Below are 24,008 nucleotides of genomic sequence, written 5' to 3'. Positions count from 1 at the left end.
TCCTATATATGTGAAGGGTTGGACGGGTTGCCGGGCTTGCGCTGTGCTGCACGCATCTGCGTGCGCAACCGGTCCGGGCCGCAGGAATTGTCGCCCGCATTGCCGCCAAACGTTACCGCTTCTTCTTCCCAGATGCGGTCGAGCGCGGCGAGATCGTTCGGGTCGTCTTCCTCTTGCCGAAGCAATTCTCCGACGAGGTTCTTGTCCGGCTTGGCATTGGCGACATGAAGCAGCGCCGCAAAGGCGTTGGCATAGGGCGACTGGCGCTTGCGCAGACGCTCACCGATAGCAGCCGAGATATGGCCTGTCTGGGTGAGAAGATCGTGGATTTCCTCCGGCGAGCGTGTCGAGAGAAATTCAAGGAACAACGGCAGATAGTCCGGCAGTTCCTTGGCATCGACAACGAAGCCATTCTCGTCATACATCTTCATGAGATCGACCATGGCCTGACCGCGATCGCGGCTTTCACCATGTACATGCTCGAAAAGATGCAGCGACAGCGAGCGCGTGCGGTCAAAAAGGTGCACGTAACGTTCCTGCGCCTCGTAGAGATCGCAGTCGCAGACATAATCGACAAGGCTGTCGAGCAGCCTGCGGATGCCGGGGGAAAGCTTTTCCCCGGCCAGTGCTTTTTTCAGTTCCTCGCCGCCGAGTTGCAACTCTGCGGTCGGATAGGAAAGCAGCAGCGAAATGATTTTCAGGGTCTTGTTCATTACACCTGCTCCCGGAAAATATCCGTTGGTGTCTGGACGACCTTCTGGCGCTTGGAGCCGAACAGGTCTTCGGTCGACGTTCCACCCGAACAGCCATTGCCGAAGGTGAAGCCGCAGGAGCCGCGCACGTCATAGGCATCCTCGGTGATTTCACGATGCGTGGTCGGGATGACGAAGCGGTCTTCGTAATTGGCAATCGCCATGATGTGGTACATCTCCTCGATCATCGCGCTGCTCATGCCGACGCGGTCGGCAATAGCCTCGTCGATAACGCCATCGACGGTCTTGGCGCGCATATAGGCACGCATGGCGAGCATACGTTCCAGCGCCGAGATGACCGGCTCTTCCTTGCCTGCTGTCAGAAGATTGGCAAGGTAGCGGACCGGAATGCGCATGGAACGAACATCCGGCAGCGGACCATCCATGCCAAGCTTGCCCGCAGCGGCAGCCGACTGGAGCGGCGAGAGCGGCGGTACGTACCAGACCATCGGTAGGGTGCGGTATTCAGGATGGAGCGGGAAGGCAATCTTCCAGTCCATCGCCATCTTGTAGACCGGCGAATGCTTGGCGGATTCCAGCCAGGCTTCCGGCACACCATCCTTGCGCGCCTGTTCGATCACGGCAGGATCGTTCGGATCGAGGAAGATATTGAGCTGTTCCTGATAGAGATCCTGTTCATTGGCCGTGGAAGCGGCCTCCGAAATACGGTCGGCATCATAGAGCATCACACCCAGATAACGAATGCGGCCCACGCAGGTTTCCGAACACACGGTCGGCTGGCCAGCTTCAATGCGCGGATAGCAGAAGATGCACTTTTCGGACTTGCCCGAACTCCAGTTGTAATAAATCTTCTTGTAGGGGCAACCGGAGACGCACATGCGCCAGCCGCGGCACTTTTCCTGATCGATCAGGACAATGCCGTCATCCTCGCGCTTGTAGATCGCCCCTGACGGGCAGGCTGCAACGCAGGTTGGATTGAGGCAGTGCTCGCACAGGCGCGGCAGATACATCATGAAGGTGTTTTCGAACTGGCCGTAGATTTCCTTCTCCACGCCTTCGAAATTGTAATCCTTCGAACGCTTGGCAAATTCACCACCGAGAATTTCTTCCCAGTTCGGACCCCATTCGATCTTTTCCATCCGCTCGCCGGAAATCAGCGAGCGCGGACGGGCGGTCGGCATGGTCTTGCTTTCGCCTGCCGTCTGGAGATGGCCGTAATCGAAATCGAACGGCTCGTAATAGTCGTCGATTTCCGGCAGGTCCGGATTGGCGAAAATCTTGGCGAGGATGCGCCACTTGGAGCCCATCTTGGGCTCGATCTTGCCGTTCTTCTTGCGAACCCAGCCGCCATTCCACTTCTTCTGGTTTTCCCATTCCTTCGGGAAACCGATGCCGGGCTTGGTCTCGACATTGTTGAACCAGGCATATTCCACGCCTTCACGATTGGTCCAGACGTTCTTGCACGTCACGGAGCAGGTGTGGCAGCCGATGCACTTGTCGAGATTGAGCACCATTCCAATTTGCGCACGGATTTTCATTCTGCTGCCTCCTTCGCTGCGGAGCTCTGGTTGCCTTCTTCAAGCGGACCTTCCATCCAGTCCACTTTCTCAAGCTTGCGCACGACCACGAACTCGTCACGGTTTGAGCCGACGGTTCCGTAATAGTTGAAACCATAGGACTGGTGGGCGTAGCCGCCGATCATATGCGTCGGCTTGGTGATGATGCGGGTGACGGAGTTGTGAATGCCGCCGCGCTGGCCGGTGAGCGGCGAGCCGGGCGTATTCACGATCTTCTCCTGCGCATGATACATGAAGACGGTTCCGTCCTTCATGCGCTGGGAGACGACCGCACGGGCCACAATGGCGCCATTGGCGTTGTAGACTTCCACCCAGTCATTATCGACGATACCTGCCCTTGCGGCATCCGGCTCCGAAATCCAGACAACCGGCCCGCCGCGATTGAGCGTCAGCATCAACAGATTGTCCGTATAGGTGGAGTGGATGCCCCATTTCTGGTGCGGCGTGATGAAGTTCAGCACCAGATGCGGTTGGCCGTCCGCCTTTTCACGGATTGCCGGATTGACCGTCTTGGTATCGATCGGCGGGCGATAGACGCAGAAGCCTTCGCCGAAAGCGCGCATCCACAGGTGATCCTGATAGAGCTGCTGACGGCCGGTCAGCGTGCGCCACGGGATCAGCTCGTGCACGTTGGTATAGCCTGCATTGTAGCAGACGGTTTCGGATTCAATGCCCGACCAGGTTGGCGAGGAGATGATCTTGCGCGGCTGCGCAACAATATCGCGATAGCGGATCTTCTCGTCTTCCTTGGGAATGGCCAGATGCGAATGGTCACGACCTGTGAACTTCGACAGCGCTTCCCATGCCTTGACCGCCACCTCACCGTTGGTTTCCGGCGCGAGCGACAGAATGACCTCGGTTGCGTCGACGTCGGTATAGATGCGCGGACGTCCTTCGCTTGCCCCCGGCTCATGAACCTTGCCGTTCAGTTTGCCCAGCAGATCAACCTCATGTTCGGTGTTCCACGAAATACCCTTGCCGCCATTGCCCAGCTTGTCGAGAAGCGGTCCAACGGAGGTATAGCGCTTGTAGAGGTTCGGATAATCGCGCTCCACAACCACAACCGATGGCATGGTCTTGCCGGGGATCGGCTCGACTTCGCCCTTCTTCCAGTCGAGAACGTCCTTCGGCTGGGCCAGTTCGCCCGCCGTGTCATGCAGGGTCGGCACGAGAACGATGTCCTTCTCGACACCCAGCACTTCCGGCGCTACTTCCGAGAACTTCTTCGCGATACCCTTGAAGATTTCCCAGTCGCTGCGTGCTTCCCATGCCGGATCGGCTGCGCTTGACAGCGGATGGATAAACGGGTGCATGTCGGATGTATTGAGGTCGTTCTTCTCGTACCAGGTGGCAGTCGGCAGAACGATATCGGAATAGACGCAAGTTGTGGACATGCGGAAATCGAGCGTGACCAGAAGGTCGAGCTTTCCTTCCGGAGCATTCTCATGCCACACGGCCTCACGGCTTTCCTGTGCGCCTTCCTGACCCAGATCCTTGCCAAGCAGGCCGTTCGACGTGCCGAGCAGGTGCTTCAGGAAATACTCATGCCCCTTGCCCGACGAACCAAGCAGGTTCGAGCGCCAGACAAACATGTTGCGCGGCCAGTTGGCCTCGTGATCCGGGTCCTCGCAGGACATGGTGACGGTGCCGTTCTTCAACGCGTTCGCGATAAAGTCTTTCGGCTCCTTGCCTGATGCGGCTGCCTCCTTGGCAAGCTCCAGCGGGTTGGTCTGGAGTTGCGGCGCGGAAGGCAGCCAGCCCATGCGCTCGGCGCGGATGTTGTAGTCGATCATCGTGCCGTCCCACGCGCCCTCAGGCGCGGTGGGCGAGAGAATGTCCTGCACTTTCACGGTCTCGTAGCGCCACTGATCGGTATGCGCATAGAAGAACGAGGTGGAGTTCATGTGACGCGGCGGACGGTTCCAGTCGAGCGCGAAGGCAAGCGCCGTCCAGCCGGTCTGCGGGCGCAGCTTTTCCTGCCCCACATAATGGCTCCAGCCGCCGCCGGACTGACCAATACAGCCGCACATCACCAGCATGTTGATGATGCCACGATAGTTCATGTCCATGTGGTACCAGTGGTTGAGACCGGCACCGAGGATGACCATGGAACGACCATTGGTCTTTTCGGCATTGGTTGCGAATTCGCGGGCGACAGCAATGATCTGGTCGCGCGGGACACCCGTGATCTTCTCAGCCCAGGCCGGGGTATATGGCAGGCCCTCGTCATAGGACTTGGCAGAGTTCGCGTCGCCAAGCCCGCGATCAAGACCGTAATTGGCGGCAAACAGGTCGAACACCGTCGCAACCATGACGTCGCCGCCCTTGATCTTCAGTTTGCGGGCCGGAACCTTGCGCACCAGCACGCTGTCATGGTCCGTGCCTTCAAAATAATCGTGCTCGCGGTTGCCGAAATATGGGAAAGCCACATCGGCAACGGCATCATGGCCGTCCTTGTCGATGAAGCTCTTGGCAAGTTCCACATCCTTGCCCTTGCCGTCCTTTTCTTCGAGGTTCCACTGGCCATCGTCACCCCAGCGGAAGCCGATGGAGCCCTGCGGCGCAACATAGGCGCCCGACTTCGTGTCGAAGGCGACCGTTTTCCAGTCTGGATTATTGCCTTCGCCGAGATCGCCCTTGAAGTCGGAAGCGCGCAGGAAGCGGTCCGGCACATAACGTCCGTCCTTCTTCGAGAGCATGACCAGCATCGGGAAGTCGGAATATTTACGGCAGTAATTCTCGAAATAGGGAACCTGCCGGTCAAGGTGATATTCGCGCAGGATCACATGGCCAAGCGCCATGGCAAGCGCGGCATCGGTGCCCTGCTTGGGATGCAGCCACAGATCGGAAAACTTCGCTGCTTCCGAATAGTCGGGCGAGACCACGACCGACTTGGTGCCCTTGTAACGCACTTCCGTATAGAAATGCGCATCCGGCGTGCGGGTCTGCGGCACGTTGGAACCCCAGAGCATCAGGAAACCGGCATTGTACCAGTCTGCCGATTCCGGCACGTCGGTCTGTTCGCCCCATGTCATCGGCGAAGCGGGCGGCAGATCGCAATACCAGTCATAGAACGACATGCAGACGCCGCCGAGCAGCGACAGGTAACGCGAGCCCGCCGCATAGGACACCATCGACATGGCCGGGATCGGCGAGAAACCGATCACGCGGTCCGGTCCATAGGTCTTGGCCGTATAGGCATTGGCCGCGGCGATGATCTCGTTGACTTCTTCCCACGTTGCGCGAACGAAGCCGCCGAGACCGCGCACCTTCATATAGTCGGCACGCTTGGCGGGGTCCTGCTGGATCGCGGCCCAGGCCGCGACAGGCGTTTTCAGCGTGCGTTCCTTGCGCCACAGCTTCAGGAGACGCGAGCGGATCAGCGGATATTTCACCCGGTTGGCAGAATAGACATACCAGCTATAGCTTGCCCCGCGCGAACAGCCGCGCGGCTCATGGTTCGGCAGGTCGGCCCGGGTGCGCGGATAATCCGTCTGCTGGGTTTCCCAGGTGATGATGCCGCCCTTGACGTAGACTTTCCACGAGCAGGAGCCGGTGCAGTTCACGCCATGGGTGGAGCGGACAATCTTGTCGTGCTGCCAGCGCTTGCGATAGGCGTCTTCCCAGTCGCGGTTCTCATTGGTCGTGACGCCATGGCCTTCCGAGAAGGTGCCGACATTCTTGCGCGCAAGAAAGTTCAGGCGATCGAGGAGTAGACTCATGATTATATCCTCACTTTATTTCTTCAGGCAGCAGCAGCGGCTGGTTTGCTGCGGTGCTCCACGTCGTAGAGCAGACCGCCTTTTCGGGTGTAGACGCCCCAGGTGATGACGAGGCAGGTCACGTAGAAGATCAGGAAGGCCCAGAGCGCGGCTTCCGGTCCGCCGGTCATGCTGATCGAGGTGCCGTAACCCTTCGGGATGAAGAAGGCGCCGAAGGCAGCAATGGCCGAGGTGAAGCCGGTGATGGCCGCAGATTCCTTGTCTGCTTCGTGACGGCGTTGTTCCGGGGTGGCATTGGGCATAAGCCTGTCCATCTCTTTCGACATGATCGCCGGGATCATCTGGAAGGTGGAGGCATTGCCGATGCCCGTTGCGAAGAACAGCAGGATGAAGGAAGCAAAGAAGCCCCAGAACGCATTCGGCTGATCCTTGATGCCGACGAAGTACAGCACGCCCGCCACGCCGATCATCATCAGGACGAATGCCCAGATGGTGACGCGTCCGCCGCCATATTTATCGGCAAGCCAGCCCGAACCCGACCGCGACAGCGCGCCGACGAGAGGTCCGAGGAAGGCGAACTGAAGTGCATTGACCTCAGGGAACAGGATATTGGTCAGAAGCGGGAAGCCAGCCGAATAACCGATGAACGAGCCGAACGTGCCGGTATAGAGCCAGCACATGATCCAGTTGTGCTTGCGGCGGAAAATGACGGCCTGATCGGCAAACGAAGCCTTGGCCGACGCGATATCGTTCATGCCGAACCAGTTGGCGAAAGCCGTGATGATGATGAACGGCACGAAGAAGAAGCCGGCATTCTGCAGCCAGAGCGGCGTGCTGCCCGCTTCGGTCGCAACCATTGACGGATCGCCGCCAAGCTTGCCGAAGATACCGGCAGTGATGACCAGCGGAACCACGAACTGCACGACGCTGACGCCGAGATTGCCGAGGCCTGCATTGAGCGCTGCCGCATTGCCCTTCTCTTTCTTCGGGAAAAAGAAGGAGATGTTAGACATGGAGGAGGCGAAATTACCGCCGCCGAAGCCACAGCAGAGCGCCAGCAGCAGGAAGATGAAGTAAGGCGTATTCGGGTTCTGCACGGCATAGCCGATACCGATGGCCGGAATGACCAGCGACCAGGTCGTCAGTGTGGTCCACAGGCGGCCGCCGAAGATCGGCACCATGAAGGAATAGAAGATGCGGAAGGTCGCGCCCGAAATGCCGGGTAGCGCTGCCAGCCAGAACAGCTGGTCGGTCGTGAACTGGTAGCCCACCAGCGGCAGCTTTGCCACCACCACGGACCAGACCTGCCAGATGGCGAAGGACAGAAGCAGTGCCGGGATCGAAAGCCACAGATTGCGCTTGGCGATCCTCCTTCCCTTCTCTTCCCAGAAGGTCGGATCGTCCGGGCGCCAGTCGGTCAGGACGGAATCGCCCTTTGCCGGCTTGACATCGGCTTTCTTCAAGCCCTGCAATTCAGCAAAGGCCGGAAGCTCTTCCGTCGTCTTGCCCTCGGCTGCGCGCTCCATCTGGCGGATCGAGACATGCATCCACGCAAAGGAAACCGCGACGATGACAAAGAGCAGCATGAAGCAGCTCGTCCAGAGGCCGGTCTGGTCCAGAAGTACACCGAACAGGATCGGCAGGATGAAGCCGCCAAGACCGCCGATCATGCCCACCAGACCGCCGACGGAGCCGACATTGCCCGGATAATAGACCGGAATGTGCTTGAAGACGGCCGCCTTGCCCAAGGCCATGAAGAAGCCGAGGATGAAGACGGTGATGGTGAAGCCGATTACGCCCATTTCGGCATGGAAGGCCAGTGGACCATTATCGCTCTGGATGACATAATCCGTCGGCGGATAGGACAGTATGAATGTCGCGACCAGCGAGACGGCGAAGGTCCAGTACATGACCCGGCGCGCGCCATAGACATCCGAAAGATGTCCGCCATAGGCGCGGAAAAGACTTGCCGGGACAGAGAAGAACGCAGCGATAATACCTGCGAGGCGAATATCGACGCCATAGACATGGATCAGATATTGCGGCAGCCACAGCGCGAGAGCCACGAAGGCGCCGAAGACGAAGAAATAGTAAAGCGAGAAACGCCAGACCTGAATATTCTTCAGCGGCTCCAGCTCCATCAGGGTGCTGGCGGGTTTTTCGCCCTTGCGCCGACGCTCGACCAGGACCGGATCGTCACTCGTGGTGAAATAGAAAATCAGCGCCATGACGACCATCGCGGCCGCCCAGACTTCGGCGACCGTATGCCAGCCGAATGCAACCATGACCATCGGCGCGAAGAACTTCGTCACCGCCGCTCCAACATTGCCCGCGCCGAAAATGCCAAGCGCAACGCCCTGCTTTTCCGGCGGATACCAGCGCGAGACATAGGCAACGCCAACCGAGAACGACCCGCCCGCCACGCCAACGCCAAGCGCTGCAATCAGCATTTGCGGATAGGTGGTGGCGTAGGTCAGAAGATAGGTGGCAACCGCCGAGACCAGCATTGTGAGCGTGAAGATGGCCCGACCGCCATAGCGATCCGCCCAGATGCCCAGAATGACGCGGATCAGCGATCCCGTAAGGATCGGCGTACCGACGAGCAAGCCGAACTGGGTTTCGCTTAAGCCCAGCTCGGATCGAATTTCAATGCCGATGATTGCAAAGATGGTCCAGACCGCAAAACACACTGTGAAAGCGGTCGTACTCATCGCTAGCGCCGTGGTCTGCGCCCTGGGATTTTCCCCTGCGACATGTTGCATAGGCGTACTCCGAATTGAATACCATTGGAGGTTTCGTATGCACTTATGCGTCGACTTTCAGATGAATACATTGATTAAGATCAATATCTTTAGACTATTCAAGTTGAATTTTAGATATTCGTGGCTTAACGACCAAAATAGACCTAGTTAGTTCAAAGTATTGATTTATGCGCATTGCGCAATTGATATTTATCAAGCATAATAGACTGATGAAAACTTGACCCCAAAAGTGAGGTTTAATGCGGAAAGAAGACATCGACGCGCTGAAGAATTTGCCGCTCTTCATGGATATGGCAGATGCCACTTTCGAGCGGATCATGCGCCCGAGCTTCGTGCAGTCGTTTCCGCCACGCACGACCCTTATCAAGGAAGACGAGCCTGCGGACTTCCTGTTCGCAATCCTGGACGGCCTCGTGTTGATGTCCGCGAAATCGGACGACGGCGAAACCGCGCTGGAAATATTGCGCGCCGCCGATATTTTCATTCTCGCAGCCGTGCTCAATGACGATGTGTGCCTGCAAACTGCACAGACTCTCACGCCAACCCGTGTGCTGATGGTGCCTTCAAGTCTGGTTCGGGACTTGATGAGCGAGGACGTCGGTTTCATGCGCGCCGTCGTCTTTGAAACGGCACGCGCCTATCGTCGTCTGGTCAAAGAGCTGAAGGCGCAGAAGCTTAGAAGCAGTGTGCAGCGCCTCGCCAACTGGATCGTCAAGGAATCGCTTTTTAACAACGGCGCAGATGTCGTAATGATCCCTTATGAAAAACGGACACTTGCCGCCTATCTCGGCATGACGCCGGAGAACCTGTCGCGCAGTTTTGCAACGCTCGGGTCCCACGGTGTCAGTGTGCAGGCCTCTGCAATCAAGATCACGAACAAGAACAAGCTGCTGCAGTTTGCGGCACCTTCCCATCTGATCGACAGGGAAGAACCGACACGCACCGCCGACAGGGTATGAGACCGGCTTTCATCGTCCTGTCAAACAGAACGACTATCCGGTGACTTTCCTGATCGAACGGATATCCGCCATGAAAGCACCTTTTGTTGCACTGTTTCTTGCCCTTGCCACCAGCGCTGCGGCACAGGAAATGCAGAAGCCGGAACTTATCGGCGCTATAACGCTACCGACCGGCCTGAAAATCGGCGGCATCGAATTCGGCGGAATTTCCGGCCTCGACTACGACCCACGTGAAGATGTCTATTACGCCATATCCGACGATCGCTCGGAAAACGCACCTGCGCGCTTTTACAAGCTCAAGCTCGCCATCGACGGTTCCGGCGTGCAAAGCCTTGATGTTCTGGAAACAGTCACGCTTCTGGACAAGGCCGGCAAATCATTTGCGCTGAAGGATGTGGACCCTGAAAGCATCCGTTTCAACACGGCGACCGGCACGATCTACTGGTCAAGCGAAGGCGATAAGAACGGCAGGCCTTTTATCGGCGAAGCAAAGACCGATGGCAGCTTTATTCGCGAATTTGCTTTGCCGGAAGCCTACATTCCCGACGAAGGCAAGACACGCGGCGTCCGCAACAATCTGTCTTTTGAAAGCCTGACCATCACACCGGACGGCAAGACGCTTCTGGCGGGGACGGAAAACGCCCTGACACAGGATGGAGACAAGGCGACACTCGACCATGGCAGCCGTTCACGCATCATCGCCTTTGACCTCGCCTCAGGCAATGTGACGGCAGAATATGCCTATGACACCGACCCGATCTTCACCAAGGCGACGCTGCCGCCCTTCTGGAACGATAATGGCCTGTCGGAATTCGTTTCCGATGGAAACGATCTCCTCACTGTCGAACGCTCCTTCGCCATGGGTGTGGGCAATCGCATTACGCTCTACCGCGCATCTTTCGATGGCGCCAGCAATGTGAAGGATGTGCCCTCACTGGCCAGTCAGTCTGTGACATCGCTCAGCAAGAAACTTTTCCTCCAGCTCAACGAAGGTGATTTCGGCCTCGACATCGACAATATCGAGGCCATCACCTTCGGGCCGGTGACTGACGGCAAGAGAACGCTGATCCTTGCCTCGGACAACAATTTCAACCACGGTCAGGTTTCACAGTTCATTGCTTTGAAGCTGCCCTGACCGACCCGAGCATTTCCAGCAAAAGTGCGAAGCGGTTTTGCGTAGCATAATGCGATGAAACAAATATTCAGAGCTCAGGTCCAGAAATAGCGCACGATATGGAAGAAGACCGGTGCGGAAAAGACAAGACTGTCGGCCCGGTCGAGCATCCCGCCATGTCCTTCGATCATGTGGCCCCAGTCCTTCACGCCGCGATCGCGCTTGATAGCGGAAGCAACAAGCCCGCCGAAGAAGCCCATGATGCATGATGTGGCCGCAAGGGCACCCGCCTGCACAGGCGAAAACGGTGTGAGCCATGCGAGACCGGCTCCCAGAAGAGAGGCGCTCGCAACCCCGCCCACAAAACCTTCCCAGGTTTTGGACGGCGATATGCTGGGCGCGATGCGATGTTTTCCGAACAGCTTCCCGAAAATATATTGCAGCACATCGCTGCCCTGCACCGTGGCCACCAGAAACGCGATCAGAAGCAGTTTCTTGCCGTCAAAACCGGGAATATCCAGCGTCATCAGCGCGGGCACATGGCTTATGCAATAAACCGACAGCATGATGCCCCATTGCTGCTCGCTGATACGCTCCAGAAAGCGCGACGTGTCGCCGGAAAGTGCAGTCAGAACCGGCATGGCGAGGAAGCAATAGACCGGAATGAAGATGGAATAGAGCCCGTACCAGTCGATCCAGATCAGATAGTATTGCACCGGAATGACCAGCAGAAACATGCCGAGCAGCACGCGATGGTCGGCGCGTCGTGTCTGCGTCAGTGTCGCATATTCGCGCAAGGCGGCAAACGAGATCAGCGCGAACAGCACGATCACGCCGCCCTTGCCGAACAGGAAGGCGATACACATGGCCCCGACCATGATCCACCACGCCTTGATGCGGGCATTGAGATTGATCAGCGTGGACGAAAGCGGCTTCGGCGCGCGCCATGAAAGAACACCGGCGACGGCGCTTGCCGTTATCAGAACGCCCATGAGGCCAAGGAATAATCGGGTCGTTTCACTCATGAGTGATTACCATTCTGAGGCTGAATATCGAGAAGGCTCTGACGGGCGCGGGCGAGAAATTCCTTGCGGTCCTCACCCTCGCCAAGCTGCACCGGCGCACCGAAAATGACACGGCAAAGAAGCGGCACCGGCAGCATTGCGCCCTTTGGCAGCACGCGTGACATGTTTTCGATCCAGCACGGCACCAGCTCGACATCGGGGCGTGCCAGCGCCAGATTATAGATGCCGGAACGAAAGCGCAGCAGCGCCTCGTCGGTCATGTTGCGTGTGCCTTCGGGGAAGATGATGAGCGAATGACCATCGGCCAGCGCTTTCAGCATGACTTCCATCGGGTCTTGCGTGCGTTCCACCCAATTGCGCTCGACAAGCACGGTGCGCAACAGAACTTCTGCCATGAACTGGCGCACGCGGTTGCCCCGCCAGTAATCGGCACCAGCGACAGCACGGGTACGCGCGCGTTCTTCCTGATCGAGACAGGAGGAAAGCAGGATGAAATCGCCATGGCTTGTATGGTTGGCAAAATAGATACGCTGATTGCGCGACGGACCGGTGCCGCTCCAGATTGGCCGCACGCCGGTAATCCCGCGCGACAGGATTGCCAGAAACGAACCGAACGTCGATTGCACCTGATGGCGGATCAGTTCCCGCATGTTACAGCCCCTGACCCAATGGCACCGTGGCCAGCAGAATGAAAAGTACGATACCCAGCCCCATGAAGAACCGCAGACGCCCCATGATGCGTCGCGAGCCTTCTATCCTTTTTGCAAGTGGACGGACCGTGCCGTCATTGGAGCGCAAACCCATGCGCTCAAGAATGCTGTCTACCTCACCCAAGCCCGTTTCACCGGAACCGGCGATCAGCTTGAAAAGCGCGGCATCGAACAGGAGATGCGCAGCGATACCCAGCACGATCAACGCGCTTACCAACAAAAGCGGCCAGATCAGCCAGAAGGCCAGATCATGCACCGGGCGCATGTAGGGCGCGACCGCAAGCAAAGCCACGGCGACAACGATGCCGAGAAAGGCATTGCGACGCAGAACAATTGCTATGGACGCTGCCGGAGAATTCATGTCAGCTCCTCCGCCAAATGCAGATGCACCGGCCAGCCTTTTGCGCGGATCAGCACTTCGGCTTCTCGCGCATTGGCGACACGCCCGGTAGAGACGAGCCATCTGACCGCAACTGTTGCGCTGCGCTGAAAACCAAGCGCGCAACAGATGAGCACCGGACCGTGATGGCGTGCGGATTCAACGGCATCGGAGGCCAGTTGCACCTTTTCCGATGACGGCGCGACCAGATCGAGCGTGCCAAAGTTTTTCCATTCCGTGGCATGCAGCGGCGGCACCATTTCAGCGGCAAGATCAATGACGGCAGCAAAGGATGAGGGTTCTGCGGCTTTTGGAAAACGCCCGAGAAACACCCCGTCGGCAAGCTCGACATGCGGCGGCAGCTTGCGTGTCCAGAACCGCACATTCAGCCGGGCAAACAATCGGTAAGGCCAAAGCAGCCACCGGCTTGCGAGACTGACCGAACCATCTGTCTGCTTCTGGAAAATGCCAGCACCTGCACCGAAATAGCCAAGCGCCACGATGGCCAGTGCGGTTGCTGGCCAGAGCCAGAAAATTGCATAGCCGGTGACGGTCAGGCCGTGGATGGCGAGCACCAGAAACAGGATTGCGCCTGCCAGATAGTAAAACCCGATCCTTCTGGCTTTGGGGTCTGATGTGAACTGAAACGCTTCCAGCGGCGAAGGACCACTGCGCGGGAAAAGCCACAAGGCAAACAGGCCAAGCAAAGCACCTGCCGGAATATCGACCGCGTGGTGCTGATAGGTGGTCAGCACCGACAGACCGATCAGCAGACACCAGACATGCCAGATCACGCGCATGGCATCGCCCATCACGCGGCGCATCTGATCCCAGATGATGATCAAGAGCGCGATATGCAGCGAGGGCGCCTGATTAAAGGGTTTGTCGAAGCCGCCAAGCACATCGAACATAAAACCCGGAAGACCAGCCGTTGCCGGTTTTACGAAAGTTGCGGTCAACGGAAAAGCGACGAAGCAGAGAACAGCGATGATCTGTGCCGTCAGATAGCGCTTTGCCAGCCGGTCGACCTGTTCGGGGCTGTCATTGACGAACAGCGCAATCGCATAAAACAGATTGACCGACCAATAGGGAACGATGCTCCACGCGATAAACGGAACTTGGCTTTCCCATCCGAAAGCAAGGTTCGGCACATGACCTTGCTGCGATGCGAGCCAGTTGGCCGTACCGTAGGTCAGGTAGAAAAAGGGGGCGAGAAACAGAAGCCAAAGGATCGCGCGACGGATCACAGGCCGCCGCGAAGATCCGTCAAGTTCCGTCAAATGCACTGTCACGCTTCGCCGTCTCCCACCCGCTCCGCAATCGAGACGGTGAAAATGCCCCACTGATCGACGCGCTGTTCGATCTTGCGATAACCGGCCTTCTCGACAAGCTGATCCATTTCGCCCTGCGTGCGACGGCGCATCACCCATGCCTCGCCGCCGCGATGTGACGTGAGCGCACGCGCGATCATTTCAAGCTGCGGATGCCATGGCTGGTTGGTGTAGATCAGCAATGAGCCGGGTTTCTGCACGCGGGCGAGGCCCGAAAGAGACCGGTTGATCAGCGCATTATCGGGGAAAAGTTCGTAAAGACCGGACACGATGGCGAGGTCCGGCTGCGGCGTGACCACTGCAAGGCTTTCCTCGTTAAATGCGTCACCCTCTTCCATATGGGCAATCGCCTCCAGCCCGCGATCCCGGATGAGCTTGTTGCCCGCCAGCACATTGATCGGCGAATAATCGCGCAGGTGAATGCTATCCGGCAATTCGCCAGCACGCACCACCGCATCAATGACATAGCGGCCATGGCCGCAGGCAATGTCGAGAATATTGGTCGAGCGACCTTCGCTCTTAAGCCGTTTGATCGCCGCACCGATCAGTTCTTCCAGATGCACCTTGCGCTGGCGGATACCCCGCCAGCCTATCGCTTCCAGAAACTGCTTGTCGATGAGCTTGCCACCCGGCCCCAGGCCGCGTGCTTCATTCTCATAGACATAATCGAGCGTGGAACCGGAATCGAACCCCGTGCGCTTGCCGACTTTCAACCCTTCCGAAAACAACGCACCGAAGGCTATCGAAGCGCGTGTCGACGCCCAGTAAAGCCCCTGCGCGGTCAGAAGCGGCAGCGGGCTCGACAACCGGTCGGCCTCGTCGCGCGTGTGGCCTGCAATATGCGCATCCGTCAGATCGGCGCGCTGCGGCTTTTCGGCAAAACGGACCTCGATGAAATCGTGGATGAGTTCGATTGCCGGTTTGCGATCCCGTTCGCCGAGCGTGTCGTGGTAGAACCCTTTCAGAACATGCCGCTCTTTGATGCGACTGCCGAGATTTTCAAAGAAGCGATGTTGCGGCGCAGGACGCACGACAAAATCGCTGCCGGAAATGAGCAGTTGTGTCGGAACGGTGATCGCCCGCGCATCGTCCACCACGCGCTTCGCCGTCTCATAGAGTTGCAGCAGGATGTGCGAGGCGATGGGGCGCGTGATCAGCGGATCGGTACGATAGGATTCGATGCGTTCCGGATCATGGGTCAGGAATTGCGGCTTGACGTATGAATTGACGTAGAAAGTGCCTTTCAGCTTCTGCCACAGGCCGATGCCTTCCTTGGCGAATGGCACATAGAGCTTGATGTCGAAAGCGGGCGAAGCCAGCACCAGCGCCCGAATATTCGGCGCATAGTCATGCACCCAGGCAGCAGCCAGAACCGCGCCGACACTCTGCGCGATGATTGCCACATCCTCGATGGCGGTGCCCGTTTCCTGACGGATATGGGCGACAAAACTGTCGAGGTCACGGATCGACGCGCCGAAGGACGGCGAGAAGCCGCGCACGCCCGGCGACTGGCCGTGGCCGCGTGCATCCCAGGCGTAGAAGGCGTAGTCATCCAGCCCCAGCTCATCAACGAGGTGCGCGACGCGTCCGCTGTGCTCATGGCCACGATGCAGGAGAACAATCACGCCTTTCGGCTTGCCGGAAATAGCCGGCCAGAAACGGTAGAACAGCGACGTGCCGTCATGGGTGACGAACTGGCTTTCCTGCGCCGCGCGATGCCGATTTGTAGCGTGCTCGTTCATGCCATCCCCTCTCCACCTGTTTCCTCATGGGACAATTGCCCGCAATTTCTATTGAGTGAAACAAAATGTTTGAATAAACGAGCTGGAGCGAACCGCAAATAGCTGTTCAATACTTATTCTTCGTTTCCCAAGAGATTCTTGATGTCGGTTTATCAACTCAAGTCGCGTTTCCAGAATTTACTGAGACCTCTTGTCGTGCGACTTGCTGCAGGCGGTGTAACGGCCAATCAGGTTACAGTCGCTGCCGCGCTCGTCTCGATCATACTTGGCGCTTTTCTGGCGTGGAGCGGTAACGCGGCATGGTTTGCACTCGTCCCGATCTGGCTTTTCCTGCGGATGGCGCTGAACGCCGTCGACGGAATGCTGGCGCGCGAACATGGGCAGAAATCGACGCTGGGTGCCTATCTCAACGAGATTGGAGACGTTGTTTCCGATGCTGCCCTTTATGCGCCCTTCGCGATCATCGCGCCGTTCACCGGCCCATGGATATTCGCGATTATCTTTCTGGCCACCCTTACGGAATTTGCAGGCGTTGCCGGTGCGTCCGTGGGTGCGAACCGCCGCTATGACGGCCCGATGGGCAAAAGCGACCGCGCTGTGGTCTTTGGCGTGCTCGGTGCGTGGATTGCCATTGATGGCATTCTGCCACAATGGATTTTCTGGCTGCAGCCGCTCCTATGCCTGCTTCTGGTCGCGACTACGGTCAAGCGCATCGCAAACGGCATAAGCGAGACAAAGAGCGGGTAAAACGGCTTTCCGGTACTGGTATTGACGCAATTGGGGCCTATGTTGGTCCATTCAATTCCAGCTCAATCGGAGGCCATGCCAATGAAGAAAGCTAAGAATGCTTTTCTGTTTGCGGGCATATTCGCATTTTCATCCGCGCTCAGCCCGGCGCTGGCTGCCAGTAATGGCAGTTCGAAACAAAGGGCGAAGGAAGTCACCGCTGTCGTCAACGCCGTCGCGCAGAAAATGCCCGACCAGCCGATCAATACGGTGATGTATATCCGCTCCAATAATTTCGAGGTTCTCGCAGGCGACTGCACCGTGCGCGCGCATATCGTCTCGTCGGGTCACAAGGCGAAAAGCACTTCTCCCGACAAGATCAAGGTCCGGCTCAACAAGCGGCGGTGCGCGCGCTAGAGCATTTCCAGCAAAAGTGCGAAGCGGTTTTGCGTAGGATAATGCGGCAAACCAATTCGTTAGAACAGTCCTGCTATAACAGGACCGTTCTAACTCCCATTAAGCTGTGACTTTGCAACGGTCTTGACGACCCAGTCGGCAAAGACGCGGAGACGGTTGCTGAGGTGCCGGTTGGGCGGATAGACCAGATAGATCGGCATCGGTTCAATTTCCCACTCCTGCAGGACAGGGCGCAACGTGCCGTTGTCGATGTCGTCCTTCACCATGAACAAAGGCGCCTGCACCACGCCGAGACCTGCGCGAGCGGCAGCGAGATAGGTGGTCGATTCGTTCGCTGCCACCACATAGCGTCCGTTGACCTCGATTTCCTCCGTCCCTTTTTTGAAACGGAACGGCATCTGCTGGCCGGTCGATGGGCGGAAATAACCGACCACCGTGCAGTTCCTGCCGAGATCGGACGGGTGCAGCGGCGTGGAACAACGGTCGAGATATTCGGCGGAAGCACAGGCGATGAAATGCATGTCGCCGATGCGCCGCGCAATCAGCGACTGGTCGGCCAGCTCGCCAATGCGGATGGCGCAATCGACGTTCTCCGCCACATAATCGACAGGCCGGTCCGATACGCCAAGATCGATCTGGATATCGGGATAACGCTGATGAAACTCGATCAGCGCCGGAATGATGATGAGATTGGCGACCGCGCTCGCCATTTCCACGCGCAGGCGACCTTTGGGCAAGGTCTGGGCGCTCGACAGGCTGCCGTCAAGTTCCGCAAGATCGGCCAGCAATCGTGCAGCGCGCTCATAGTAAAGTGCGCCATCCGGTGTTACGAGAACACGGCGGGTCGTACGATTGAGGAGTTTTGTACGAAGATGGGCTTCCAATCCCTGGATAAGATTGCTGATCGTTGCCTTGGGCATATTGAGCGAGGCGGAAGCGCGCGTGAAGTTCCCGGTTTCAACAACCCGGAGAAAAGCGCGCATGGCCGAGAGCTGGTCCATTATCAAAAAGCCGTCATTGTTCGAGATTCTGGACAGTGTAACCAATTATAGGGGACTATTCCAGCCTATAGACAATGCTAATATCTAACCATGGCGGTTTGCCGCTATACATGAAGGCCAAGAAAGATGTGCGAGAAGTTTACGGTTGAGACGTTGCAGGTTCATGGGCAGCTTCACGGGCAAGCACATGGGCAGACAGGCAACTCCACCTGCACGGCGCGCATTTATAAGGGCGCCAAATTGCTCTCTCCTCCGCCGGTGGTGTTGCACCTTCACGGCGGTGCTTTCTCGGTCAACTGCCTTGGTGACTGCGAGCGCGTTGCCGAAACACTTGCCGAGGCAGGTGCGGTGGTCGTGTCGCCAGAATATTCGTCGGCCTGTCTCAACCCGTTCCCGGCGGCGCTTGAGATAGCTTACTCCATTTTGTCTTCGATGCGCGCGCGTTGCCCTGAATTAGCGCACAAGAAGTCGATGCTGTTCGTCGCCGGTGAAGAGGCGGGCGGTAATATTGCTGCCGGCGTAGCCCTCATGGCGCGCGATCAATATCTGACCGAGCTCAAGGGTCAGATACTGCTTTCGCCCATGCTCGACCCCTGCCTCGCCACGGCGTCTTTCCGCAAGTATTGCCCGGAAAGCGCCGTCCAGACGATGTCGGATGGCTGGCAGCATTATCTGGGCGAGTGTGCGGGTTTCACCCACCCCTACGCCGCGCCTGCCCTGTGTACGCGTCTTGCTGGTCTGGCACCCACCTTGCTTGTCACCAGCGCCCAGTGCCCGATGCGAGATGAAACGCAGGCCTATGCCGAGCGTCTCCGTCAGGCGGGCGTGAAGGTACAATCGCATGTCCTGCCCGGAAAAGCCGGTTGGATAGCCGAAAACAAGGTGGCGAGCACCGACTGGTCGCCACAGGAACATAAACTTATCGACCTGTTTTCCGATTTCTTCCGGCAGGCAGGAGCAAAGCCAATCGCAGCATAAAGCATGTCTCCCAAAAGTGGGAACCGGTTTTGGGATAAAGACATGCTTGAAATAACCAGTTTTAAAGTCCTCCCAAGCTTTGATCTGGTGCTCACATTGAAGCCGGCCCCCACCGGTTAGAGCCAAGCTCTAACCTCCTTTATTGAAAGCATAATCTGACCGATCCTCGTTCCACTCCGGTCGGATTATGCTCCAGGAGATACAACAATGACATCGATCACAGCCCGCCGGGCCCTATGGGGCGCCGGCCTGAGTATCCTATTGTCTGCAGCCGGCGGCGGCGCCATTCTCTTTGGCGCGCCTCACCTCAAGGCCGATGCTGCAACCGATATTTCCGCTCCACCGCCCGCCGTGCCGGTTTCGGTCGCCAAGGCAGAATCGCGACGCATCGTAAGCTGGGAAGAGTTTTCCGGCCGTCTGGAAGCGATTGACCGGGTAGAAATTCGGCCGCGTGTCGGCGGCGCCATCCTGAAAGCCCATTTCCGCGAAGGCGCTCTGGTGAAACAGGGGGACCTGCTCGTCACCATCGATCCCGAGCCCTACGCGGCAGCGGTCGAAAAGGCAAAAGCGCAGGTTTCCGCTGAAGAAGCCCGCGTCGCACTGGCCAAGACCGAACTGGAACGTGGGCGCCAGCTCGTGACCACCCGTACGATCGCCCAAAGCGGCCTCGACCAGCGCTCCAGCGCCTATGACGAGACGCAGGCTACCTTACGTTCCGCCAAGGCTGCCCTGCGTTCAGCCGAGCTCGATCTTCAATACACCGAAGTACGCGCACCGATTTCCGGTCGCGTCGGGCGACTGGAAGTCACGGCAGGCAATCTCGTTGCGGCAAGTTCCGCCTCGCCGGTCCTGACCACGCTTGTTTCGGTCGATCCGATCTATGCAAGCTTCAGCGCCAATGAGGAAGTCGTTACCAAGGCGCTTGCCAAGCTTGCAGCCTCGCCTGGCGGAAGCGCCATCGAGCGCATCCCTGTCCAGATCGGCACTGCTTCCGATGAAGGCACCCCGATTTCCGGCCATATCCAGCTGATCAACAATGAAGTCGATGCCACAACCGGCACAATTCGGGTTCGTGCGGCAATCGACAATCCGGACGGAAGGCTCATTCCGGGCCAGTTTGTCCGCATTCGTTTCGGTGAGCCGGAACCGGATGAAAAACTGGTGGTGAGCGACCGGGCGATTTCTTCCGATCAGGACAAGAAGTTCGTTTTCGTGGTCGGCACGGATAACAAGGTTGAATACCGGCAGGTGGTTCTTGGTCGCAATTATGACGGCCTGCGCATTATCGAAAGCGGGTTGAAGCCCGGCGAGAATATCGTCGTGAACGGCCTGCAGCGCATTCGTCCGGGCGTGGTCGTCGTACCGCAACCGGTAACCGAAACACTTGCCCAGAACTAGAGCTGTTCCAGTTTGAACGGAATCGTGGAACCGCTCTATCTCTTTGCTTTTACGCATTTACCTCACGCAAAACCGCTTCGCACTTTTGCTGGAAATGCTCATTGAAACAGTGCGCGCCTGAAGCGCGCATAAACGCAAGCACTCAGCCTAAACAACCCGCGAGAACACTTGTTCCCGCGGGCCGGGAGAGTCTTTGCCTTCCCGCTTAAGGGGGATAAACAGATGAACTTTTCACGCTTTTTCGTCGACCGCCCGGTCTTCGCTGGCGTTCTGTCGGTCCTGATCTTCGTTGCCGGTCTGATCGGCATGACAGGTCTGCCGATCTCGGAATATCCGGAAGTCGTGCCGCCACAAATCGTAGTTCGCGCGCAATATCCGGGCGCCAACCCAGCCGTTATTTCCGAAACCGTCGCCACGCCGCTTGAAGAACAGATCAACGGCGTCGAAGGCATGCTTTATATGCAGAGCCAGGCGACCGCCGACGGCGTCATGACGCTGACCGTCACATTTGCGCTCGGCACCGATCCCGATCAGGCCCAGCAGTTGGTGCAGAACCGTATTTCGCAGGCCGAACCGCGCCTGCCGGAAGAAGTGCGCACCCTTGGCGTCACAACTGCCAAAAGCTCGCCCGACCTGACGCTGGTGGTTCACCTCATCTCGCCCGATGGCCGGTATGACGTGAACTATCTGCGCAACTATGCCGTTCTGAACGTCAAGGATCGTATCGCCCGTATTCCGGGCGTCGGTCAGGTGCAGATATTCGGCGGCGGTGATTATTCGATGCGCGTCTGGATTGACCCGCAGAAGGCAGCCGAACGCGGACTTTCTGCAAGCGATATCGCCACTGCCATCCGCCAGCAGAACGTTCAGGCTGCTGCCGGTGTCATCGGCGCATCGCCGTCCGTTTCGGGCCTCGACCTTCAGCTATCCGTCAATGCGCAAGGCCGTCTCCAGTCACCGGAAGAGTTCGCGAACATCGTCGTGAAATCGGGCAGCGAAGGTGAAATCACCCGGCTGGGCGATGTTGCGCGTGTCGAAATGGGCGCCGCTGATTATTCCCTGCGCTCGCTGCTCGACAACAAGTCGGCTGTCGGCATGGGGGTGTTTCAGGCACCCGGCTCCAATGCGCTTGAAATTTCCGAAAACGTCCATGCCGCCATGGCCGACCTGAAGAAAACCATGCCGGAAGGTGTGGATTTCGACATCGTCTATGACACGACGGCGTTTGTGAAAGCCTCTATCGAGTCTGTCATTCACACCCTGCTCGAAGCCATTGTTCTCGTGGTGATCGTCGTCATCATGTTCCTGCAGACATGGCGCGCCTCCATCATTCCACTGGTTGCCGTTCCCGTCTCCATCGTCGGCACGTTCGCGGTGATGTATGTGTTCGGCTTCTCCATCAATGCGCTCAGCCTCTTCGGCCTCGTGCTTGCCATCGGCATCGTGGTCGATGACGCCATCGTGGTGGTGGAAAATGTCGAGCGTAACATCGAACAGGGACTGTCGCCGGTCGAGGCAACCTATCGCGCCATGCAGGAAGTGTCCGGGCCGATCATCGCCATCGCGCTGGTGCTGGTTGCGGTCTTCGTGCCGCTTGCCTTCATCACCGGTCTGACCGGTCAGTTCTACCGCCAGTTCGCTCTCACCATCGCGATCTCGACGGTGATCTCCGCCTTCAACTCGCTGACGCTTTCGCCTGCTCTGGCAGCTCTGCTGCTGCGCGGTCACGATGCGCCGAAGGATCGTCTGACCCGGATCATGGACAGGCTGTTCGGCTGGTTCTTCCGTGGCTTCAACCGTTTCTTTGGTGCAAGTTCAAACGCCTATGGGCGCGGCGTTGGCAGCATTCTCTCGCGCAAGTCGCTGGTGATGGGCCTCTATGTCGTGCTGCTCGGCGTCACCTTCGTGCTGTTCCGTGCAGTGCCCGGCGGCTTCGTTCCGGCGCAGGACAAGCAATATCTGATCGGCTTCGCGCAATTGCCGGATGCGGCAACGCTCGACCGCTCGGAAGACGTGATCCGCCGCATGAGCGACATTGCCCTCAAGCATCCGGGCGTGGCCAATGCCATCGCCTTCCCCGGCCTGTCGATCAATGGTTTCACCAACTCGTCGAACTCCGGCATCGTTTTCGTGACGCTGAAGCCGTTCGAAGAGCGGAAAACCCCGGAACTTTCGGCCAATGCCATCACCGGAGAACTGAACCAGCAGTTCGGCGCCATTCAGGATGCTTTCATCGCCATGTTCCCGCCACCGCCCGTTCAGGGCCTCGGCACGACAGGCGGTTTCAAGCTCCAGCTTGAGGATCGCAACGGGCTTGGCTTCAAGGCGCTGGACGATGCGACCAAGGCGTTTCTCGCCAAGGCCTATCAGACACCCGAGCTGGCCGGTCTCTATTCGAGCTACCAGATCAATGTGCCGCAGCTTTATGCCGATCTTGATCGCACGAAGGCACGGCAGCTGGGCGTGGCGGTGACTGACGTGTTCGAAACCCTGCAGATTTATCTGGGTTCGCTCTATGTCAACGACTTCAATGCCTTTGGACGTACCTACAGCGTGCGCATTCAGGCCGATGCGAATTACAGAAGCCATGCCGAGGATATCGGCAAGCTGAAAGTGCGTTCGCAGTCGGGCGAGATGATCCCGCTGTCGGCTCTTCTGAAAGTCGAGCAGACCGTAGGTGCGGAACGCGCCATCCGTTATAACGGCTTCCTTTCCGCCGATATCAACGGCAACCCGGCTCCCGGCTTCTCGTCCGGGCAGGCACAGGCTGCCATCGAACGGATCGCGGAAGAAACCCTGCCTCCGGGCATCGCTTACGAGTGGACCGATCTGACCTACCAGCAAATTCTCGCCGGTAACTCAGGTTTCCTCGTCTTCCCGCTGGCGCTGCTGCTGGTCTATCTGGTTCTGGCCGCGCAATATGAAAGCCTTGCCCTGCCGCTGTCGATCATCATGATCGTGCCGATGGGGATCATGGCCGCACTCACCGGCGTCTGGCTGACAGGAGGTGACAACAACGTCTTCACCCAGATCGGCTTGATAGTCCTTGTGGGGCTATCGGCGAAGAACGCGATCCTGATCGTGGAATTCGCCCGTGAGCTGGAGCTGTCCGGACGAAGCGTCGTGCAGGCGGCGGTCGAGGCAAGCCGGTTGCGTCTGCGCCCGATCCTGATGACCTCGATGGCCTTCATCATGGGCGTGGTGCCTCTGGTGATGTCGACAGGTGCCGGCGCGGAAATGCGCTCAGCGATGGGTGTGGCGGTCTTTGCAGGCATGATCGGCGTGACAGCCTTCGGCATCTTCATGACGCCGGTGTTCTATGTGCTGATCCGCAAGCTCTCCGGCGAACGCCCGTTGAAACATGCAGGCGCCAAGATCGAAGCCCCGCATCTGGCGCCGGGGGAATAACCCCGGCGTCACCTCAAGACCTGATCAGAAGGGCCGGAGCAATCCG

At 58.1% G+C, this 24,008-nt stretch carries 17 protein-coding genes; 7 read left to right on the top strand and 10 right to left on the bottom strand.

From position 1 onward, the window contains the following. Positions 1-2: 2 nt before the first annotated feature. Genes narJ through OANT_RS14985 form a run of 4 tightly spaced genes read right to left on the bottom strand, consistent with a single transcriptional unit; the run spans position 3 to position 8,774 of the window. Complete coding sequence (gene narJ / locus OANT_RS15000; RefSeq protein WP_011982641.1) at positions 3-713, bottom strand: nitrate reductase molybdenum cofactor assembly chaperone; 711 nt, start codon at positions 711-713, stop codon at positions 3-5. Continuing rightward, complete coding sequence (gene narH, locus OANT_RS14995) at positions 713-2,251, bottom strand: nitrate reductase subunit beta (protein WP_011982640.1); 1,539 nt, start codon at positions 2,249-2,251, stop codon at positions 713-715. Before narH ends, narJ begins: the two co-directional genes overlap by 1 nt. Beyond that, positions 2,248-6,012, bottom strand: coding sequence for a nitrate reductase subunit alpha (locus tag OANT_RS14990; protein WP_011982639.1), 3,765 nt, complete (start codon positions 6,010-6,012; stop codon positions 2,248-2,250). The genes narH and OANT_RS14990 overlap by 4 nt, the downstream gene beginning before the upstream one ends. A gap of 23 nt (positions 6,013-6,035) precedes the next feature. Beyond that, positions 6,036-8,774, bottom strand: coding sequence for a nitrate/nitrite transporter (locus tag OANT_RS14985; protein WP_011982638.1), 2,739 nt, complete (start codon positions 8,772-8,774; stop codon positions 6,036-6,038). 239 nt (positions 8,775-9,013) lie between these two features. Here OANT_RS14985 and OANT_RS14980 point away from each other — a divergent pair, with 239 nt between their 5' ends. Beyond that, positions 9,014-9,733, top strand: coding sequence for a cyclic nucleotide-binding domain-containing protein (locus tag OANT_RS14980; protein ID WP_011982637.1), 720 nt, complete (start codon positions 9,014-9,016; stop codon positions 9,731-9,733). A 70-nt stretch (positions 9,734-9,803) separates the two neighbouring features. Then, the gene (locus OANT_RS14975) at positions 9,804-10,868 is read left to right on the top strand and encodes an esterase-like activity of phytase family protein (RefSeq protein WP_011982636.1); all 1,065 of its coding nucleotides are present in this window, start codon (positions 9,804-9,806) and stop codon (positions 10,866-10,868) included. 74 nt (positions 10,869-10,942) lie between these two features. Here the strand turns inward: OANT_RS14975 and OANT_RS14970 are convergent, their stop codons facing one another. Genes OANT_RS14970 through OANT_RS14950 form a run of 5 tightly spaced genes read right to left on the bottom strand, consistent with a single transcriptional unit; the run spans position 10,943 to position 16,034 of the window. Further along, on the bottom strand, positions 10,943-11,872 hold the full coding sequence (locus tag OANT_RS14970; RefSeq protein ID WP_040128475.1) for a phosphatidate cytidylyltransferase: 930 nt from the start codon (positions 11,870-11,872) through the stop codon (positions 10,943-10,945). Further along, positions 11,869-12,522: a lysophospholipid acyltransferase family protein gene (locus OANT_RS14965; protein ID WP_011982634.1), complete on the bottom strand. Its 654-nt coding sequence runs from the start codon at positions 12,520-12,522 to the stop codon at positions 11,869-11,871. The genes OANT_RS14970 and OANT_RS14965 overlap by 4 nt, the downstream gene beginning before the upstream one ends. Before the next feature lies 1 nt (position 12,523). Further along, the gene (locus OANT_RS14960) at positions 12,524-12,943 is read right to left on the bottom strand and encodes a hypothetical protein (RefSeq protein WP_011982633.1); all 420 of its coding nucleotides are present in this window, start codon (positions 12,941-12,943) and stop codon (positions 12,524-12,526) included. Then, positions 12,940-14,253: a phosphatase PAP2/dual specificity phosphatase family protein gene (locus OANT_RS14955; protein WP_011982632.1), complete on the bottom strand. Its 1,314-nt coding sequence runs from the start codon at positions 14,251-14,253 to the stop codon at positions 12,940-12,942. The genes OANT_RS14960 and OANT_RS14955 overlap by 4 nt, the downstream gene beginning before the upstream one ends. After that, entirely contained in the window at positions 14,250-16,034 is a 1,785-nt protein-coding gene (locus OANT_RS14950; RefSeq protein WP_011982631.1) for a bifunctional alpha/beta hydrolase/class I SAM-dependent methyltransferase, read from the bottom strand. Before OANT_RS14950 ends, OANT_RS14955 begins: the two co-directional genes overlap by 4 nt. A gap of 141 nt (positions 16,035-16,175) precedes the next feature. Between OANT_RS14950 and OANT_RS14945 the strand changes: the two genes are divergently transcribed. After that, on the top strand, positions 16,176-16,781 hold the full coding sequence (locus OANT_RS14945) for a CDP-alcohol phosphatidyltransferase family protein (RefSeq protein WP_011982630.1): 606 nt from the start codon (positions 16,176-16,178) through the stop codon (positions 16,779-16,781). An 81-nt stretch (positions 16,782-16,862) separates the two neighbouring features. After that, positions 16,863-17,177 carry a hypothetical protein gene (locus tag OANT_RS14940; RefSeq protein WP_011982629.1) on the top strand — a complete coding sequence of 105 codons (315 nt, stop codon included), beginning with the start codon at positions 16,863-16,865 and terminating at the stop codon, positions 17,175-17,177. Positions 17,178-17,266: 89 nt separating this feature from the next. Here OANT_RS14940 and OANT_RS14935 read toward each other — a convergent pair whose 3' ends face one another. Next, positions 17,267-18,178: a LysR family transcriptional regulator gene (locus OANT_RS14935; RefSeq protein ID WP_011982628.1), complete on the bottom strand. Its 912-nt coding sequence runs from the start codon at positions 18,176-18,178 to the stop codon at positions 17,267-17,269. A 126-nt stretch (positions 18,179-18,304) separates the two neighbouring features. Here OANT_RS14935 and OANT_RS14930 point away from each other — a divergent pair, with 126 nt between their 5' ends. From OANT_RS14930 to OANT_RS14920, 3 genes are all read left to right on the top strand, one after another. After that, entirely contained in the window at positions 18,305-19,156 is an 852-nt protein-coding gene (locus tag OANT_RS14930; RefSeq protein WP_011982627.1) for an alpha/beta hydrolase, read from the top strand. Between the two features lie 207 nt (positions 19,157-19,363). Next, positions 19,364-20,554, top strand: coding sequence for an efflux RND transporter periplasmic adaptor subunit (locus OANT_RS14925; protein WP_011982626.1), 1,191 nt, complete (start codon positions 19,364-19,366; stop codon positions 20,552-20,554). Positions 20,555-20,776: 222 nt separating this feature from the next. Then, positions 20,777-23,962 carry an efflux RND transporter permease subunit gene (locus OANT_RS14920; RefSeq protein ID WP_011982625.1) on the top strand — a complete coding sequence of 1,062 codons (3,186 nt, stop codon included), beginning with the start codon at positions 20,777-20,779 and terminating at the stop codon, positions 23,960-23,962. Positions 23,963-24,008 lie beyond the last annotated feature (46 nt).

Source organism: Brucella anthropi ATCC 49188 (genome assembly GCF_000017405.1).
Taxonomy (GTDB): domain Bacteria; phylum Pseudomonadota; class Alphaproteobacteria; order Rhizobiales; family Rhizobiaceae; genus Brucella; species Brucella anthropi.
The sequence above is the reverse complement of the archived record's forward strand: the minus strand, read 5'-3'. Positions and strand labels throughout refer to the sequence as shown.